The organism is Agrobacterium sp. NPDC089420, assembly GCF_044900305.1.
Classification (GTDB): Bacteria; Pseudomonadota; Alphaproteobacteria; order Rhizobiales; family Rhizobiaceae; genus Agrobacterium.
Genome location: NZ_JBJDMY010000005.1, coordinates 40,918 through 57,937 on the forward strand (window position 1 = coordinate 40,918; position 17,020 = coordinate 57,937).

At 61.8% G+C, this 17,020-nt stretch carries 16 protein-coding genes; 6 read left to right on the top strand and 10 right to left on the bottom strand.

Going from position 1 to position 17,020, the window contains the following annotated elements; all coding sequences use genetic code 11:
* Positions 1-33: 33 nt before the first annotated feature.
* Positions 34-885, bottom strand: a complete 852-nt coding sequence (locus tag ACI2KA_RS09135) for an urea carboxylase-associated family protein (RefSeq protein ID WP_404501297.1) — start codon at positions 883-885, stop codon at positions 34-36.
* A gap of 109 nt (positions 886-994) precedes the next feature.
* On the opposite strand from ACI2KA_RS09135, the gene ACI2KA_RS09140 reads away from it, so the two are divergent.
* The gene (locus tag ACI2KA_RS09140; protein ID WP_404501299.1) at positions 995-1,879 is read left to right on the top strand and encodes a LysR family transcriptional regulator; all 885 of its coding nucleotides are present in this window, start codon (positions 995-997) and stop codon (positions 1,877-1,879) included.
* Here ACI2KA_RS09140 and ACI2KA_RS09145 read toward each other — a convergent pair.
* From ACI2KA_RS09145 to cckA, 6 genes are all read right to left on the bottom strand, one after another.
* Complete coding sequence (locus ACI2KA_RS09145) at positions 1,858-2,808, bottom strand: phosphatase PAP2 family protein (protein WP_404501301.1); 951 nt, start codon at positions 2,806-2,808, stop codon at positions 1,858-1,860. The two genes, ACI2KA_RS09140 and ACI2KA_RS09145, sit on opposite strands and share 22 nt — an antisense overlap.
* A gap of 69 nt (positions 2,809-2,877) precedes the next feature.
* A complete protein-coding gene (locus ACI2KA_RS09150) occupies positions 2,878-3,222 on the bottom strand; it encodes an AzlD domain-containing protein (protein ID WP_404501303.1) in 345 nt (114 codons plus the stop codon).
* Entirely contained in the window at positions 3,219-3,977 is a 759-nt protein-coding gene (locus ACI2KA_RS09155) for an AzlC family ABC transporter permease (protein ID WP_404501305.1), read from the bottom strand. Before ACI2KA_RS09155 ends, ACI2KA_RS09150 begins: the two co-directional genes overlap by 4 nt.
* A 67-nt stretch (positions 3,978-4,044) precedes the next feature.
* Positions 4,045-6,558 (bottom strand): ATP-dependent Clp protease ATP-binding subunit ClpA, encoded by a 2,514-nt coding sequence (gene clpA / locus ACI2KA_RS09160; protein ID WP_404501307.1) that lies wholly within the window; start codon positions 6,556-6,558, stop codon positions 4,045-4,047.
* 10 nt (positions 6,559-6,568) lie between these two features.
* Positions 6,569-6,922 (bottom strand): ATP-dependent Clp protease adapter ClpS, encoded by a 354-nt coding sequence (gene clpS, locus ACI2KA_RS09165; RefSeq protein ID WP_035242552.1) that lies wholly within the window; start codon positions 6,920-6,922, stop codon positions 6,569-6,571.
* A gap of 284 nt (positions 6,923-7,206) precedes the next feature.
* Positions 7,207-9,795 (bottom strand): cell cycle histidine kinase CckA, encoded by a 2,589-nt coding sequence (gene cckA, locus ACI2KA_RS09170; protein ID WP_404501310.1) that lies wholly within the window; start codon positions 9,793-9,795, stop codon positions 7,207-7,209.
* Positions 9,796-10,143: 348 nt separating this feature from the next.
* Between cckA and ACI2KA_RS09175 the strand changes: the two genes are divergently transcribed.
* A complete protein-coding gene (locus ACI2KA_RS09175; protein WP_404501312.1) occupies positions 10,144-11,382 on the top strand; it encodes a flagellar biosynthetic protein FliO in 1,239 nt (412 codons plus the stop codon).
* Between the two features lie 107 nt (positions 11,383-11,489).
* Here the strand turns inward: ACI2KA_RS09175 and dksA are convergent, their stop codons facing one another.
* Positions 11,490-11,909 (bottom strand): RNA polymerase-binding protein DksA, encoded by a 420-nt coding sequence (dksA, locus tag ACI2KA_RS09180; protein ID WP_003496274.1) that lies wholly within the window; start codon positions 11,907-11,909, stop codon positions 11,490-11,492.
* A gap of 302 nt (positions 11,910-12,211) precedes the next feature.
* Here dksA and ACI2KA_RS09185 point away from each other — a divergent pair, with 302 nt between their 5' ends.
* From ACI2KA_RS09185 to ACI2KA_RS09200, 4 genes are all read left to right on the top strand, one after another.
* A complete protein-coding gene (locus tag ACI2KA_RS09185; RefSeq protein WP_404501892.1) occupies positions 12,212-12,688 on the top strand; it encodes a SixA phosphatase family protein in 477 nt (158 codons plus the stop codon).
* Between the two features lie 130 nt (positions 12,689-12,818).
* On the top strand, positions 12,819-14,297 hold the full coding sequence (locus tag ACI2KA_RS09190; protein WP_404501314.1) for a YcjX family protein: 1,479 nt from the start codon (positions 12,819-12,821) through the stop codon (positions 14,295-14,297).
* Positions 14,294-15,373, top strand: a complete 1,080-nt coding sequence (locus tag ACI2KA_RS09195; RefSeq protein ID WP_404501316.1) for a TIGR01620 family protein — start codon at positions 14,294-14,296, stop codon at positions 15,371-15,373. The genes ACI2KA_RS09190 and ACI2KA_RS09195 overlap by 4 nt, the downstream gene beginning before the upstream one ends.
* A gap of 129 nt (positions 15,374-15,502) precedes the next feature.
* On the top strand, positions 15,503-16,063 hold the full coding sequence (locus ACI2KA_RS09200) for a hypothetical protein (protein WP_404501318.1): 561 nt from the start codon (positions 15,503-15,505) through the stop codon (positions 16,061-16,063).
* 14 nt (positions 16,064-16,077) lie between these two features.
* Here the strand turns inward: ACI2KA_RS09200 and folK are convergent, their stop codons facing one another.
* A complete protein-coding gene (folK, locus tag ACI2KA_RS09205) occupies positions 16,078-16,614 on the bottom strand; it encodes a 2-amino-4-hydroxy-6-hydroxymethyldihydropteridine diphosphokinase (RefSeq protein ID WP_404501320.1) in 537 nt (178 codons plus the stop codon).
* Positions 16,598-16,963: a dihydroneopterin aldolase gene (gene folB, locus ACI2KA_RS09210; RefSeq protein ID WP_142181440.1), complete on the bottom strand. Its 366-nt coding sequence runs from the start codon at positions 16,961-16,963 to the stop codon at positions 16,598-16,600. Before folB ends, folK begins: the two co-directional genes overlap by 17 nt.
* Positions 16,964-17,020: the final 57 nt, after the last annotated feature.

Here is a 17,020-nt window from a genome sequence, read left to right on the forward strand (position 1 = left end):
CCGAGCATGACGCAGGCGAGGGTTTCGGACTTATCACTCCCCAGGACGATACGCATTCCGCTCCGGCCATGGCCAGCCTTCAAGAACGGTCATATCGGGCCGGAATATTTCCACCTTCAGCGGATAACAGGCCGCCGTATCGCTCGAATGCGTGGCGCTGCAATCGCCGCCCGGGCAGGCGGAAAGCGCGCCGATGAGGTCAATTTCCGCGAAAAATTCCAGGTAATCACCCGGCCTCACCGGGCTCGCCTTCATGAAATACTGGTGTGTATCGCGGGTAAAGCCCGTGCACATGAAGACGTTCAGCACATCATGCACATGCGGTTCCGCCTCGCGGAATGACAGGTCTCTGGCTGAGGCGAGCGCATGGGTGAGGTTCGAATGGCAGCAATGGTGGTAATCGCCGCCGCTCAGCAGCTTGTTGGTATAGGGATCGCAGCGAGTGCCGATGACGTCATGCACGCCGCCGCCATCCTCGTCGAAGCCAAACCATGACAGCGTATCATCGGTGATGGTCGCCATCGGCCGCAGGGACGGCAGGTTGCTCCACAGGCGATTGCCGACCGAAACATGGGTGGCGTGCAAGGCGCGGGTCTTGCCACTGAAAAAACGCTCGGTCAGATCATGGGCGTTCCAGAGGTTCAAATCCCCCACCTGCGGGCCTTCGATGCTGACGATGCGGAAAAAATGACCCTTGGGGACATTGAAGGCACGGCCGTCGCGTGGCGGCACGATGACCTCGTCGATCTTTTCCATGCCCTGCCGCGCCCTCTCCAGACGCGCAAGGTCCGGCACCTGCAGTGTGCCGTTCGGATAAACGACGACGGGACGGACGGCGCGGCGTGCGGCGGCATCCGCGGGTTCGGCAACGGGCATAGGGGTCATGAAATCCTCGGAGACAGACAGTATCGAGGTGAAATTGCGCTATGCTCGTCCCGCTGACAAGACCGGTTTTTCTTGCGCTCAGACCAAGCCTCACTTACCCTTGTCGATCATGACATTACCGCCGCTCGCCACCCTCCGTGCTTTCGAAGCCGCCGCCAGAAAGGCAAGTTTTGCCTTGGCCGCGCAGGAGCTTGGCATGACGGCGACGGCGGTGAGCCAGCATGTGCGCAATCTGGAGGCATGGCTTGGCGTCGCTCTTTTCGAGCGTCACGCCCGAGGTGTGCGGCTGACCCCGGACGGAAAGGAATTCGGCAATACGGTCTCGGTCAGCCTGCGACAGGTCGCCGCCGCTGCCGAACGGGTCCGCCGGGGCCGGGGTCGCATGACCGTGCGCCTTGCCAGCCTGCCTTCGGTGGTGGCGCATTTTCTGACGCCCCGGCTCCCCCGCTTCCGGGCCTTGCATCCCGATATACAGGTGTCGATCAGCTATTCCGCGGGACAGCATGCCAGCCCGGCCGATCTCTCCATCGGCCATGGCGCCTCCTTTGGGGAAAATGCCGTGGCGCTGTTCAGCGCCGAAACGCGCCCGACCTGTGCGCCGGGCTATCGAACCAATTCCGGCCCGTTCAATGATGAGGCCAGCCTGCTGCAGGCGGAATTGCTGCATGACGATACCGAAATGGCGTGGCGGGACTGGTTTGCGGCCGCCGGCATGTCCATGCCCTATGGGGCCGGTCCCATTTTCGCGGATTTCAATCTGCTCATCACGGCCCTCAAGGCTGGACAGGGTATCGGCCTCTGTCCGACAGTGCTTCTTCACAAAGAAATTTCCGCTGGACAGTTGACCGTGCTTTTCGACCGGGCAGCCGATACCGACAAATATTACTGGCTGATCCGGCCGGAAGAAATGACCGCACCGGCGAAAATTCTAGCCGACTGGCTGGCGGCGGAAGCCCGCGCGAGCCAGAGCGACTATTCCGCCGCAATGACCTGAGTGCGCGCGGTTGCCACCGCGCCCATACGCTCCCTCGCCGCCAGCCGATCAAGCAGCCGGCCGGAGGCGGCGCAGACGATGGCAAAAGCGGCGAGACCACCGAAAACATCCGACAGATGGTGCCCGCCCTGCACAAGAACGGCCGGCAGCATCAGGAGGTTCAGCGGCAGGATGACCGCCATCGCCAGCCAGTGACGCGGCACGAACCAGACCGACATTGCCGCCATGAAGATATGGAACGACGGGAAGCCGATGAGGCCCAGCACGTTTTTGGGAGAAAGATAGCTGACGCCCTCCGCCGCGAGGCGGTTAAGTTCCTGACCGTAGCCATTGTCGACCGCCAGGGGGATCGTCTGCGAAATCCACTGCGGCAGCTGCACATAGGCCGACGGTCCGAATGTCGGGAAGAATATCCAGAAGACAATGCTGGCGAATGCGCCGACCACCCCGGTCACGAGAAAATGGTGGAGCTGCCGTTCCCTGCCGGTAAAGCCTAGCGTCAGGACGATCACCAGAAGCTGCGGCAACGATGTCGCATAAACGAAGAACAGGATTGTTCCAATCCAGGGGTGTGTCGCCGCCCACAGGACGATACCTGTCCAGCTGTATCCCAACGTCGCATCCACGCCGAAGAGGACATCGTCGATCGCCGGAAAGGCGAGAGGCAGGAACATGTAGTTAAAGACGGAGGCAACGAGCGTGAAGAGGATGAACAGCCCTGCGGACGTCAGCGCCGCGGCGATGCGAAAATCGCGCCCGCTTTTACGATAGAGTTGCCCGAGAATGAAGACGGAGGCGCCGGCGAGCACGCAGAGGAGATATCCGGCATAATCGACACGAATGCCCTTGGCGGCAATCAATATTGCATCGATGGCGAATAAGATGGCGATAAAACCAAGTACAAAACGTTCTGCCGCGAATAGTCGCATGGAATTGCGCCCCTGTTCCAGACAGCGGCAAAGTAGGACATCGGGCTTAATATTCGGATAAGGCGGGGACTAAAAACCGAGCGCGAAGAGCCCGCCGGCCAGAAGCACGATCGGAACCGCCACGCCGACGATGACGCGCTGACCGGCGGCCAGGAACGCCATGAAACCGAGGGCCGCCGCGCCGATGCGCAGCCACAGCGGCGTGGCTTCCAGCGTTCCGGTTGGAAAGACGATCAGCTTGGCGGTGACGGCCATGACCAGCGAGGTGGCGACCGCCCTCACCCAATAAAGCGCCTCGGAATCCTCTTTCAGCCGGTTGCCGGCGAGGACGCCCAGCCAGCGCCAGAGATCGGTCGCCAGCCAGCCGGCAATGGCGATGAACAGATAGGGCGCCCACCAGTTTTCTGTCATCATGGTTCGCTCTCCGGTGAGACTGGCCTGATCCTGCGGCGAAAGACGAAACGATCAATGAGGTAGGCCGCCGTGCCGCCGCCGATGCCGGCATAGAGAATATCGAATTCGGGCGCGATCACCGCAAAGGCAGGCCCGGCGATCACGCCGATGATGAAAGCGACCTTGACGACGGAATGGCGGGCCGACGCCCAGATCGAAGCCACGAAATAGACGGGGGTGAGGAAGAACAGAACACCGGCGACGAGCGGCGGAAAGGCAGCGACCACACCGTAACACAGGCCGACGATGACAGCGTTGATGACGGTGAGCGTGATGCCGAACCCCGCAAACCAGGCGGCGCGCGCCTCACGCGGCACCTTGGAGAGATTTTGCGTGGCAAAGACCCAGGCCGTGATGGCGACGAAATGGGAAAGAAACAGCAATATCCAGGTCGGCGTCTTGGCGCCGCGCATCTCCGGAACGATGGAGGCCACCATCGGCATCATCCGGACAGAAGACAGCGTCACCGCCAGGAAACAGGCGGCGAGATTGGCGCCGCCGACCATGGAGCCGATCAGGATCATCTTGGCCGGCAAGGCCCAGATCATCAGCGTCATGAACACCGCTTCGCCGCGCGCAACCCCGGATTCCAGCGCAAAGGCGCTGAAACCGACAAAGGATGTCATGAGAATGAGCGAGGGCAGCGAGAATATGCCCCGCATTCCCCTGAAGAACCAGCCACGCAGGGGGATGGCATCGCTATCGGCAGTCTGCATTCTGATTCCACTATGCATGAAAATGCCGGGCTTTCGCCCGGCACCGGTTATCGGTCAGGAACCGCGATCATTTCTTCTTCGGCACTTTCGGCACCGTATTGGCCTTGCGGCGCGGTTTGGCTTCCTCGTCCGACTTGTCGGCTTCGGCAACCAGAACATCCGCCTCCTCGGCGGCCTTCGCCGCCTTCGAGGCCGGTTTTGCCTTGGCCCTGGCCTTGCCGGGCGACTTGGCCGCCTTCAGCTCCGCCTCGGGTTTCGGCTTCACCGGCGCGGTCTCCGGCAGGACCTCGAGCTTGAGGCCGTCCGAGCCGTCATCCTTCTTGCCGACGGTGACGCTGACGACGCCGCCCTTCTTCAGCTTGCCAAAGAGGATTTCATTGGCAAGCGGCTTTTTGATGTTTTCCTGGATCACGCGCGACAGCGGGCGGGCGCCCATCTTTTCGTCGTAACCCTTTTCCGCCAGCCAGGAGATCGCATCCTCATGCAGGTCGAAGGTGACGTTGCGTTCGGACAGCTGCGTTTCCAGCTGCATGACGAATTTCTGCACGACCTTGTGAATGACGGCTGTCGGCAGCGGCGAGAACGGAATGATCGCATCCAGGCGGTTGCGGAATTCCGGCGTGAACAGGCGGTTGATTGCCTCTTCATCCTCACCCGTGCGGCGCGAGGAGCCGAAACCAATGGCCGATTTCGCCATTTCGGACGCACCCGCATTGGTCGTCATGATCAGGATGACGTTGCGGAAATCGATCTTCTTGCCGTTATGGTCGGTCAGCGAGCCATGGTCCATCACCTGCAACAGGATGTTGTAGATGTCGGGATGCGCCTTTTCGATTTCGTCCAGCAGCACCACGGAATGCGGGTGCTGGTCGACACCGTCGGTCAAAAGACCGCCCTGATCGAAGCCGACATAACCGGGAGGTGCGCCGAGCAGGCGCGACACGGTATGGCGCTCCATATATTCCGACATGTCGAAGCGCAGCATCTCGACACCGAGCGAGGCGGCGAGCTGCTTGGCAACTTCCGTCTTGCCCACACCCGTCGGGCCGGAGAAGACGTAGGAGCCGATCGGCTTGTTCGGTTCGCGCAGGCCCGCACGCGCCAGCTTGATGGCCGTTGCCAGCGCCTCGATGGCGATATCCTGACCGTAAACGACCGAGCGCAGTTCCTTTTCGAGATTGGCGAGAACCATCTCGTCGTCCTTGGACACCGTCTTCGGAGGAATGCGGGCCATCGTCGCGATGGTCGCCTCGATCTCCTTTTCGGTGATCAGCTTGCGGCGCTTGGAAGCGGGCAGCAGCATCTGCGCCGCACCGGTCTCGTCGATCACATCGATCGCCTTGTCCGGCAGCTTGCGGTCGGAGATATAGCGGGCCGACAGTTCGACGGCGGCCTTGATCGCCTCGTTGGAATATCTCAGGTGATGATAATCCTCGAAATAGGGCTTCAGACCCTTCATGATCGCAATGGCGTCGTCGATGGACGGCTCATTGACGTCGATCTTCTGGAAACGGCGCACAAGCGCACGGTCCTTTTCGAAGAACTGCCGATATTCCTTGTAGGTGGTCGAACCGATGCAGCGGATAGCACCAGATGACAGCGCAGGCTTCAGCAGGTTCGATGCATCCATCGCGCCGCCGGAGGTGGCGCCGGCGCCGATGACGGTGTGGATTTCGTCGATGAACAGAACCGCGCCCGGAAATTCTTCCAGTTCCTTGACGACCTGCTTCAGCCGCTCTTCGAAATCACCGCGGTAACGGGTTCCGGCGAGCAGCGTGCCCATGTCGAGCGAGAAGATCGTGTCGTTGGCGAGCGCTTCCGGCACCTTGCCTTCGACGATGCGCTTGGCGAGACCCTCGGCGATCGCCGTCTTGCCGACGCCCGGATCGCCCACGTAAAGCGGGTTGTTCTTGGAACGGCGGCAGAGAATCTGGATGGTGCGGTTGACCTCGTCGTGACGGCCGATCAGCGGGTCGATCTTGCCGTTGCGCGCCTTGTCGTTGAGATTGACGCAATAGGCCTTCAGCGCGTCCTGCTGCTTTTTGGCGGACGAGCCCTCTTCCTCGGGATTGCTGCGGCTCGCCTTGTTTTCGCTTTCCGCTTCATCGGCGCCGCGCGGCGTGCGCGTCTGCGACGTGCCCGGGCGCTTGCCGATGCCGTGGGAGATGTAATTGACCGCATCGTAACGGGTCATTTCCTGCTCCTGCAGGAAATAGGCCGCATGGCTTTCACGCTCGGCGAAAATGGCCACAAGCACGTTGGCGCCGGTCACTTCTTCGCGGCCGGACGACTGTACATGGATGACAGCCCGCTGGATGACCCGCTGGAAGCCGGATGTGGGTTTGGAATCCTCGTCGTAACCCGTCACGAGGTTCGTCAGTTCGTTGTCGACGTAATCGCTGACGGTCTTGCGCAGCGCATCGAGATCGACGTTGCAGGCGCCCATCACGGCGGCGGCATCCGCGTCGTCGATCAGCGCCAGAAGAAGATGTTCCAGCGTCGCATATTCGTGGTGACGCTCATTTGCAAAGGTCAGTGCCTGGTGCAGCGCCTTCTCGAGACTCGGGGAAAAAGTTGGCACGTTGCGATCCTCATTTCTTTTCCATGACGCACTGCAGCGGGTGCTGGTGCTGTCGGGCGAAATCCATGACCTGGCTTACTTTCGTCTCTGCGACCTCATATGTAAACACCCCGCATTCGCCGACGCCGTGCTGGTGCACGTGCAGCATGATGCGGGTCGCCGCTTCGCGATCCTTCTGGAAAAAACGTTCCAGAATGTGGATGACGAACTCCATGGGAGTGTAGTCGTCATTCAGTAAAAGAACACGGTACAAATTCGGTCTTTTCGTCTTTGGCTTGACGCGGGTGATAACAGACGTTCCACGGTTCGTGCCGCCGTCTTCCCCTTCGCCCTCGCCCTGCATGTAGATCGGCCTAGCGATCATCTTTCATCATTCTCCACACTGTTCTCGAACCGACAGCTCATCGCCAGGAGGGAGAACTTCGCCTCTTCATATCTAGGTCGTTCAGACGCGATTTTAAGCCCCTTGCGACAGCGTGCAATCACTATTGCGTTTGCGAAGAAGCAAACCTCGGGAAAAGTGCGGATGTAACCGCATTCTGTGGGCAAGCGGATGCAGGTGGGCGACGCCGGCGCCTTTGCAAAGCGGCGGACAGGGGCTGTCGCGACGGGCTGCGCGCAGCGAATCCCTCGCAAAGCGTCCTGCCGTTACTCCTTGTCGTCGAGCATTTCGCGCACGGCGATCGCCAGCTGTTTCAGCGAGAAGGGTTTCGGCAGGAAGCCGAATTTGGCGTCCACCGGCAGGTTCTTCGCAAAGGCGTCCTCGGCGTAACCCGATACGAAGATGAATTTCAGGTCGGGATAGGATTTGCGCAGCTCTCTCAAGAGCGAGGGGCCATCCATTTCGGGCATCACCACGTCCGAAACGACAATGTCGACCTTGCCTTCCAGTTCCTCCATCACTTCAAGCGCCTCGGTGCCGGAACCGGCCTCGTGCACGGTGTAGCCACGGGTCTCCAGCATGCGCTTGCCGCCGCGCCGCACCGCCTCCTCGTCCTCCACCAGAAGTACGACGGCGGAATTGCCGGTCAGGTCCAACGGCTCTTCCTTTACGGGTTCGGCCGCTGCGACCGGCGCAAGCGCCGCCTCGCCGGACGGCTGCCCGGCAGTCTGAACCGCCTCCGCCACATGGCGCGGCAAATAGATGCGGAAGGCGGTGCCCTTGCCCACTTCCGATTCGGGATAGATGTAGCCGCCCGACTGCTTGACGATGCCATAGACCATCGACAGGCCGAGACCGGTACCCTTGCCGACTTCCTTCGTCGTGAAGAAGGGCTCGAAGATCTTGTCCATGATTTCCGGCGGAATACCGGTGCCGTTATCGGCGACTTCCACCATCACCATGTCTTCGGCCGGGAATTCGGGCCGGCCGAGCGCGGCGACTTCCGTCGCATCGACGTTGCGCGTGCGGATGGTGATCTTGCCGCCGTCCGGCATGGCGTCGCGCGCATTGACGCAGAGATTGATCAGCACCTGCTCGAACTGCGACAGGTCGGTCTTCACCGGCCAGAGATCACGGCCATAATCCACCTCCAGCTTGACATTTGTGCCGGAAATCAGCCGGTCGACCAGCATGCGCAGATCGCCGATCACATCGGTCAGGTTCAGCACCGCCGGGCGCATGGTCTGCTTGCGCGAGAAGGCCAGCAGCTGGCGCACCAGCACGGCGGCGCGGTTGGCGTTGCGCTTGATCTCCATGAGGTCTGCAAAGCTCGGATCTGCGGGGCGCGCCTGCAGCAGCAGGTGATCCGACGACAGCAGGATGGCGGTCAGTACATTGTTGAAGTCATGGGCGATGCCGCCCGCCAGCGTACCGACGGCGTTCATCTTCTGCGTCTGCGCCATCTGGGTTTCAAGCGCCTTCTGCTCCGTCACCTCGATGGCATAAACGATCGCCACCTCTTCCGGCGCCTCGTCGTCCTGATCGATGACGGCGTTGACGTAGAAACGGAAATGCCGGCCCTCGTCGCTCGGGTGACGGGAATCGAAGGGCGCGATATCGCCCTGCCGGTCCTTGGCCTCGGCCAGCGCCTGTTCCAGCCGCGGCTTCTCATTATCATGGATGACGGTTTCAAGCGCCACGCCCCGGTCGATATCGTCACGCCCGACAACGCCGGAGAATAGCTTGAGGAAGGGCGCGTTGATGCGCAGGATGCGGCCTTCGCCGTCAAGCGAGGCGATCGCCATCGGCGTATTGTTGAAAAAGCGGGTGAAGCGCATGGCGGAGGAGGATTCCGTGTCCTCCTGCCCCTTGGGACGCATCAGAACGATCGTCCGGCTCTCGCCCGGCGCGCCGTCCCTGGCGGTGACCTGGTGCACGAGGCGGGCCGGCATGCTCTGGCCGTTCACCCGGCGCATGTCGAGGTCGAGGATTTCGGTGCGCTTGGCGGTGCCCTGCGGATGAACGGATTCGATCAGCGCCATGCCCTCGCCGGCGACGATGTCCGAGACGGTCATCGAACCGGGCGAGAATTGCGCCAGATCGATGCCCAGCCATTCCGACAGGGTGGCGTTCAGATAAACGATCTCGCCCTTGCGACCGGCGGAAAAGAAACCGGCTGGCGCGTGGTCCAGATAATCGATGGCATTCTGCAATTCGCGGAAAAACCGCTCCTGATCCTCGCGCTCCGGCGTGATGTCGGCGATCTGGAAGACGTGCAGGCCCTCGCCGCCCGCATCCTTCAGCACCCGCCCCTTCAGCCTGTACCAGTGCGGCCCGGAACCGGTATCCTCAGCCAGCGGTTTCAGCAGCCGGAACTCCTCGTAACCGTCTCGGCCTTCACGCAGCACGTTGATGAGCCGGTAAAGCGCCTCGGTCGATTCCCGGCTGCGCGACAAAAGCGTCTCGAGGCTCTGTATATCGCTCGCCTTCGTGGTGCCGCTCATGCGGCAATAGGTGGCGTTGGCATAGACCATATGCCCCTTGGCGTCGGTGATCAGCGTGCCTTCGGGGTGGGCCGAGAGAAAACGGCGGGCAAGCCCGTCCGATTGCGACTGCGGCATGACCTCGATGAAACCGATGATCGACGAGACCAGAAAGAAGATGCCCATCATGGCCAGCACGCCGAGAATGCCGAGCACGATTTCGTTTTCCAGCGAATCCTTGAAATAGACGAAGGCGGCGGCAGCCGCGATCAGCACCAGCGCCAGAAGCAGAATGCGCAGCACCGTGCCGGAACGGGCGCGCCTGTCCACCAGCGGAAGGTCGTTGTCGCTTGTCTCGCGCACCCGTGTCATCTTGGCCTCGCAGTCGTGCAGGTCGTCATTCGGTCAGCCTTATTCCTCCGACGGAATCGGGCAGCAGATTTTCTTGTAGCAACTCGCTTGACCGTCAAAAAGCTCCGCCAGGCCACAAAGGCTTAAAAACGCACAGCGAAAACGGTTTGAAAGGCGCAATGCACAGGCCTTTCAGGCGATGAGGGAACCGAAAGCCGCACCAACCGGTTTTGTGTTCCAGAGGGACGACGGCGGATAGACCTTGTATCGCGCCGAAAAAAATCGTCTTTTCCTGCTTGACGTTCACATTATAAGAACCACGGCAATATTAATTGCCCAAGAAATTGAAAAGCCCAAAAGTCTGAAGGGATGATCTCCATGATGGAAGATTTTATCGGCACCTATGGAAACCGTCTCATCGTCGCCGTTGTCGGCGTGGGGGTGGCGCTTCTCGTTCTGGCGATCGCGTTGTGGATCCTGCGCAGGCGCAGCGGCTCGGCGCCCTTCATCCGTGGCGGCCGCAACCGGCAGCCGCGCCTGCAGGTTCTTGACGCAACCGCCGTGGATGCGCGCCGCCGGCTGGTGCTGGTGCGCCGCGACAATGTCGAGCATCTGGTCATGATCGGCGGCCCGACCGATATCGTCATCGAGAGCGGCATCGGCGCGATCCCGATCGTCAGGGACGTGCAGGAACCGGAACTGAAGGCGCTGCCGCGCCAGGACAGCGAACAGAAGAGAGCCGAACCGGCGCTCCCGCAGGAACGCCGCGCCGCATTGCCGCCGCAGCCGCCCGCAGCCCCGGTTTCCGTGCCGCAGGAACCGGCACGTCAGCCGCAACGGCCGGAGCCCGCCACCGCCGCCCCGCGTCCGGCACAACCGGCTGCAGCCGCCGCGCCGCCGCCGCGCCCGTCGACTCCGCCCCAGCCCGTTTCACCGCCCGTTGCGGCCCGCGAGCCCGCTCCGGCCGCAAGGCAGGCCGTAACCGAAAGGGACACTCCACGCCCTGCGCCTTCGCCGGCACCGGCCGTTGCCGCAGTCCCGGCAGCCGCGATTTTGCCGGCCGCAGCCGCATCGCTCGACGTCGCCGGTGAAAGAAGCGAGCCGCGCCGGACGGAGCCTTTCATGCCCGCCCCCGTTCAGGCGCCGACACCCGTGGTATCGCCGGCTCCGGCACCGGCAAAGGCGGAGGAAGAACGGCCGGCGGTGATCGCTCCCCCGGTTTTCGCCGCGCGAGAGCCGGTCATCGATCAATCCAGCGCCGCGGATTTCCTCGATGCGGCGCGCGAACGGGTCCTGCCGGACCTGAAGCTCGAACAGGCGACGCCGCCGGCCCCCTTCCCGCCCAGGCCAAACAATCCGGTCCTTGCCTCCCGTGAGGCCGAACCGAAATTTTCCGACGAGCTGGCCAGCGATTTCGAGAGTTTTCTCGAGGCCGAAATCGCCAAGAGCAAGGATGCGGATAACGAACCGACGGTTGCCGCCCCCGCGGAAAAACCGCAGAAAAACGAGCCTGCGACGCCGCCCGTCACCGGAGCATCGCCGGATGGTGACATGCAGAAGGAAATGGCGCGTATTTTCGGCGAGCTTTCCGTTACCCGCGACCGCTGACGCGGCGCGCAGAAAGATCCAATTCAATGCAAAAGGGCGCGTAAACGGTTCCGCGCCCTTTTTATATAAATCGACGTTTAAGCTGGCCGGTTCGCCCGGCCGACATATTATTCGTCGCGATAGACTTTCTCGCGGCGCTCGTGACGCTCCTGCGCCTCGATGGAAAGCGTCGCTATCGGGCGGGCGTCCAGACGCTTGAGGCCGATCGGCTCGCCCGTTTCCTCACAGTAGCCGTAAGTGCCGTCTTCGATCCGCTGAAGGGCTGCATCGATCTTGGAGATCAGCTTGCGCTGACGGTCGCGGGCACGAAGTTCGATCGCCCGGTCGGTTTCGGAAGAAGCCCGGTCGGCGAGATCGGGGTGGTTGGCGCTTTCTTCGGCGAGATGTCCGAGGGTCTCGCGCGCTTCTCTCAGGATGTCATTTTTCCAAGCGACCAGCTTCGCGCGGAAGTAGGCCCGCTGGCTGGCATTCATGAACTCGTCGTCTTCCGAGAGTACATATTTGCTAAGATCGATCTTCTCACTCAACGCGATTCTCCTCGAAGAACATCTCAATGCGGCGGTGTATACTCCAATGATATAGGCCGATTCAAGTCTACAGATCAGTTTTCAGGCATTTTTAAAACTGACATAAAAATCATCTAAATGACTAATTTTTATCCTTTATTGGCGTCGAAGCGATCTGTTCTTCGATCACTTAAACGCGACTTACCAACAGGAAAGAGGACTTGCGGTCCTGCAACCCTATCCTGTAGCATTCCGGCAATGCCCTGACTTTCGAACGCCGGTCCCCGCCCTTGACAGCATCTTCACCGAACCGAGTTTATCTGCTGCGTCACGCCAAGGCAGCCTGGGCGGCACCCGGAGAACGGGATTTCGACCGTGGATTGAACGAGGCGGGTTTTGCCGAGGCGGAGATCATCGCCGACCTTGCCGCCGACCGGCGTTATCGTCCGGACATGCTCCTGTCCTCCACCGCCGCACGCTGCCGGCAGACGACACAGGCCTGGCAGCGCGCCTTCAACGAGGGCATCGAGATCGCCTATGTCGATGAAATGTACAACGCCCCCAGCGAAACCTATCTTTCCCTCATCGCCGCCCAGTCGGACGTGGGCTCAGTGATGCTCGTGGGCCATAACCCCACCATGGAAGCGACGCTGGAAGCGATGATCGGCGAAGATCTGCTGCACGCCGCCCTGCCCTCCGGTTTTCCGACATCGGGACTTGCGGTGCTCGATCACGATGACAGCGCCGCCAACGGGAAAAGCCGCTGGCGGCTCGTCGATTTTCTCGCACCGGGCAAATAGCCACCGTCGCGCATGTCGGAGCGGCGGCGATGACGACCATCGCGAAAATCCGCCGGCGCGCTTCTTTTTTGGGCAGCCGCGCCTTCCTATATTGCTGCCGTGACCGTGAAAAACAGCCAGGAAACCGCCTTTGCCGCCTTCTCTTACGTCCCTGACAGACAGCGCGCTCATCGCGTTCGATAATCTGGCCGACCGTGCGAGCAACCTCACCCATCCGACATTGCGGCTTGGCGTCACCGGCCTGTCACGGGCGGGCAAGACGGTTTTCATTTCCTCCCTCGTCCATAATCTCCTGAACGGCGGCCGGCTGCCGCTGTTCGAGGCCATGCGATCCGGGCGCGTCTCGAATGTGCGCCTGGAGCCGCAGCCGGACGACGCCATTCCGCGTTTCCAGTACGAAGACCATATTCAGGCGCTGGTGCGTGACAGGCTGTGGCCGGATTCGACGCGGGCGATCTCTGAACTCAGGATCACGCTGGACTACCAGAGCGCCAGCGGCTGGGGACGGTGGTTCTCGGCCGGCAAGCTTTCCATCGATATCGTCGATTATCCCGGCGAATGGCTGCTCGACCTGCCGCTTCTGTCACAAGACTACAAGCAGTTCAGCGATGCGACCGTTGCACTCGCCGGGAGCGGCATCCGCGCCGAGCTGGCGCAGGAATGGCTGGCGATCGCGTCTTCGCTCGATATCAATGCACCGGCCGACGAAATGACGGCCCGCCGTCTGGCTGAGAGTTTCGCGGCCTATCTGAAGGCCTGCAAATCCGACGAGAGATCGCTCTCCACCCTGCCACCCGGCCGTTTCCTGATGCCGGGCGATCTGGAGGGTTCTCCGGCGCTGACCTTCGCGCCGCTTCCCGGCCTGACGGACGAGAAGGCACCCAAGGGTTCGCTGCGCGCGATGATGGAGCGGCGTTACGACGCTTATAAATCCATCGTGGTGAAGCCGTTCTTCCGCGAGCATTTCGCCCGCCTCGACCGGCAGATCGTGCTGATCGACACGCTGCAGGCCGTCAATCGCGGTCCGGAAGCCGTGCAGGATCTGGAGCGGGCGCTGGGTGATGTGCTTGCCTGTTTCCGCCCCGGCACAAACAGTCTGTTATCCTCGCTGATCGGCCGGCGCATCGACAAGGTGCTGATCGCCGCCACCAAGGCCGACCATCTGCACCATGAAAGCCATGACCGGCTGGAGCGGCTGACCCGCCGCCTGGTGGACCGCGCCATCACTACCATCGGCATGAACGGCGCCGGCATCGAGGTCATGGCGCTCGCTTCCGTGCGCGCCACCAGAGAGGCGAGCGTGCGCCAGGACGGTCACGAGCTGCCCGTCATCGTCGGCACGCCCATGGCCGGCGAAACCATCAATGGCGAGACCTTCGACGGCAATCGCAAGACGGCGATCTTTCCCGGCGACCTGCCCGAAGACCCGGAGCCGCTTTTTCGCAGCATAGACCAGGACGGCGACAAGGCGACGCTGCCGGATGTCAATGTCGTGCGTTTTCGCCCGCCCAATGTCGACGAGCCGGGCAGCGGCGGCATCCGGCTTTCGGTTCCGCATATCAGGCTCGACCGCGCCATGCAGTTCCTGTTCGGAGACAAGCTCGCATGAAGGCTCCCTCACAAAACGACCCGCAGGCCCGCCGCCCGGCCGCTTTCACACTGGAGACCGAGGAGACGGCACGGCCATCCGCCACACGCAAACGCGCGCCACGCAGCTTCGATACCGAGATTTCGTTGACACCGGACGAGGACGATCCGTTTCTGGCGCCTGAGGAGATCGATACCGCCGCACTGGTGGTGGCGACGCCGAAGAAAAGCCGATTCTCCTTCGGCAAACTCGCGCTCGGGGCGCTTGGCGTCCTGTTCTCGCTCGCCTTCGGTCTCTGGGCGGATCAGCTTATCCGCAACCTGTTCTCCCGTTCGGACTGGCTGGGTTATACGGCGAGCATCGCGCTTATCGTGGTGCTTTTCGCCGTTCTCGTCCTGGTCGGGCGTGAAGTCTTCGGCATCATGCGGCTCAACGCCGTGCAGTCGCTCAAGGCCGACGCCGAAACGGCGAGCCTCGACAAGAGCCCCAAACCCGCACGCGCCGTCATCACCCGCCTCAACGCCGTACTCTCCCACCGCGCCGAGACGGCCAAGGGCCGTGCGGCGTTGAAGGACACGGAAAATGACGTGATCGACGGCCCGCATTTGATCGAGCTTGCCGAACGCGAATTGCTGGCGCCGCTCGACCGGCAGGCCCGCGCCCTCATTCTCAATTCCTCCAAACGCGTCTCCGTTGTCACCGCCGTCAGCCCGCGTGCCGTGGTCGACCTGGCTTATGTGCTGTTCGAGGTGACGCGGCTGGTCAGAGCCATGGCGGAGCTTTATGGCGGCCGTCCCGGCACGCTCGGCATGTTCCGGCTGCTGCGCGACGTCGTCGCCCATCTCGCCGTCACGGGCTCGATCGCCGTTGGCGACGGGCTTGCCCAGCAGGTTCTCGGCCACGGTCTTGCCTCGAAACTCTCGGCACGACTCGGCGAAGGCGTCATCAACGGCCTGATGACGGCGCGAATCGGCATTGCGGCGATGGATCTTTGCCGCCCGTTGCCGTTCAGGGCGGTGAAGCGGCCGGGCATCGGCGATTTCATGTCCGACCTCACACCCGATTTAAGCGGGGGAAAAAGCGGTGAGAAAGCCTGATTGCTCGGGCATTCCCGGTTCAAAAGGTTACGGACGAGGCCGCAAATAAGAGCAAAATAAACCAAGCATTAACCATTCCGCCGGTAGATTGCCGCCTATCGAACAGGCATCTTCGCCGGGGAAAGTATCATGTATTCGCGCTTCTTTTCGCTTGTGGGCGGACTTGCCGCCATATTGTCCGTCAGCGGCGGCTTCGGCCTGTCTGACGTCCATGCCGCATCGCGCGATCGCGACGACGTGTTCTTCCGCTCCGTCGCCGGCGTCTGGAAAGGTCCGGGCGAAATCGTCGCCGGCAAATACAAGGGCACGAAGTTCACCTGCGACCTGACGGGCGAACCGCTCGATGACAAGCAGACCGGCATCAAGCTCGGCGGCACCTGCCGCGTCGGCGTTTTCAGCCAGCCCATGTCCGCCATCATCAGCCAGAAGGGCAACAGCTACGAAGGCAAGTTCCTCGATGGCGCTGAAGGCAAGGGACTGGACATCACCTCCGGACAGGTCAGCGGCGACAAGGTCGTCGTCGGCATCAACCGCGCCAAGCTCAACGGCGCCATGGTCGCCCGCGTCTCGAGTGACAATTCGATGAACATCACTATTTCCGTCAAGGTCGCCGACCAGATGATCCCGGTCATTGGCGTTACCCTGGCGCGCGACATCGACCAGCTCGCTGTCGGCTCGATCAAGCCGTAAAAGCCATATTCTGCTCAGCCATCACCGAACGGGAGTGTCCACCACTCCCGTTTTTCGTTTGCACTGACAATGCCGGTCTTGTCGGCCTGCTGAAGCCATTCCCGCACGGGCTTGCCTTTTACCTCAAGGTCGGGGGCGATATCGGCAAGCGGCATCAGCACGAAAGCGCGCTCCGTCATGCGCGGATGCGGCACTTCGATAGTTTCCGTTACGAGAACCCCATTGCCGTAGGTCAGCACATCGATATCGATGGTGCGCGGCCCCCAGCGCTCCGTGCGCACCCGCTTCATGCCCTTTTCGATGTCGAGGCATAATTGCAGCAGCGCGGGCGCCGTGAGCGAGGTCTCGACCAGCGCGCAGCAATTGAAGAAATCGGCCTGATCGGTCTTGCCCCATGGGGGCGTGCGGTAAAGGTTGGAGACGGCCAGCAGGCGGCAATCGCCATGCGCGTCGAGCTCTCGCAGCGCTCTTGCCATGGCGGCGGCGGGATCGCCGATATTGCCGCCGAGCCCCAAGGCGGCGACGGTCGTCGTCTCAGGCACGGTGTTCAACGCTCACCTGTGCGTAATCGAGAATGCCCGGAACCGGCGCAGACGGTTTGCGCACCGTGACCCTCAGCCAGACGATCTGCGGATAACGGGCGCGCAGCGCCTTGGCGATGTCGTTCGCCAGCGCCTCGATGAGATAACGGCGCTGGCCGACGACTATTTTTTCGATCACCGCGAAGGCCACGCCGTAATCGACGGTGTTTTCGATATCGTCGGTTTCCAGCGCATCACCGGCCTCGACCTCCATCTCGGCATCGACGAAAAAGCGCTGACCCAGCACCTCCTCCTGCTCAAGAAGGCCATGACGGGCAAAAAAGGAACAGTTTTTCAGGATAATGGTATAGCGGCTCATCGCATCGCCTCCATGGCAGGACTGTTTCGCCCGAAAGCCGCGCCGTCTTCGGGCAGC

What these genes read in the sequence shown, in the direction of transcription:
- ACI2KA_RS09135 (WP_404501297.1), bottom strand. Translation starts at nt 885, where the DNA reads ATGACCCCTATGCCCGTTGCCGAACCCGCGGATGCCGCCGCACGCCGC.
- ACI2KA_RS09145 (WP_404501301.1), bottom strand. Translation starts at nt 2,808, where the DNA reads ATGCGACTATTCGCGGCAGAACGTTTTGTACTTGGTTTTATCGCCATC.
- ACI2KA_RS09155 (WP_404501305.1), bottom strand. Translation starts at nt 3,977, where the DNA reads ATGCAGACTGCCGATAGCGATGCCATCCCCCTGCGTGGCTGGTTCTTC.
- cckA (WP_404501310.1), bottom strand. Translation starts at nt 9,795, where the DNA reads ATGACACGGGTGCGCGAGACAAGCGACAACGACCTTCCGCTGGTGGAC.
- ACI2KA_RS09200 (WP_404501318.1), top strand. Translation starts at nt 15,503, where the DNA reads ATGTATTCGCGCTTCTTTTCGCTTGTGGGCGGACTTGCCGCCATATTG.
- ACI2KA_RS09140 (WP_404501299.1), top strand. Translation starts at nt 995, where the DNA reads ATGACATTACCGCCGCTCGCCACCCTCCGTGCTTTCGAAGCCGCCGCC.
- folB (WP_142181440.1), bottom strand. Translation starts at nt 16,963, where the DNA reads ATGAGCCGCTATACCATTATCCTGAAAAACTGTTCCTTTTTTGCCCGT.
- ACI2KA_RS09175 (WP_404501312.1), top strand. Translation starts at nt 10,144, where the DNA reads ATGATCTCCATGATGGAAGATTTTATCGGCACCTATGGAAACCGTCTC.
- ACI2KA_RS09195 (WP_404501316.1), top strand. Translation starts at nt 14,294, where the DNA reads ATGAAGGCTCCCTCACAAAACGACCCGCAGGCCCGCCGCCCGGCCGCT.
- ACI2KA_RS09150 (WP_404501303.1), bottom strand. Translation starts at nt 3,222, where the DNA reads ATGATGACAGAAAACTGGTGGGCGCCCTATCTGTTCATCGCCATTGCC.
- clpS (WP_035242552.1), bottom strand. Translation starts at nt 6,922, where the DNA reads ATGATCGCTAGGCCGATCTACATGCAGGGCGAGGGCGAAGGGGAAGAC.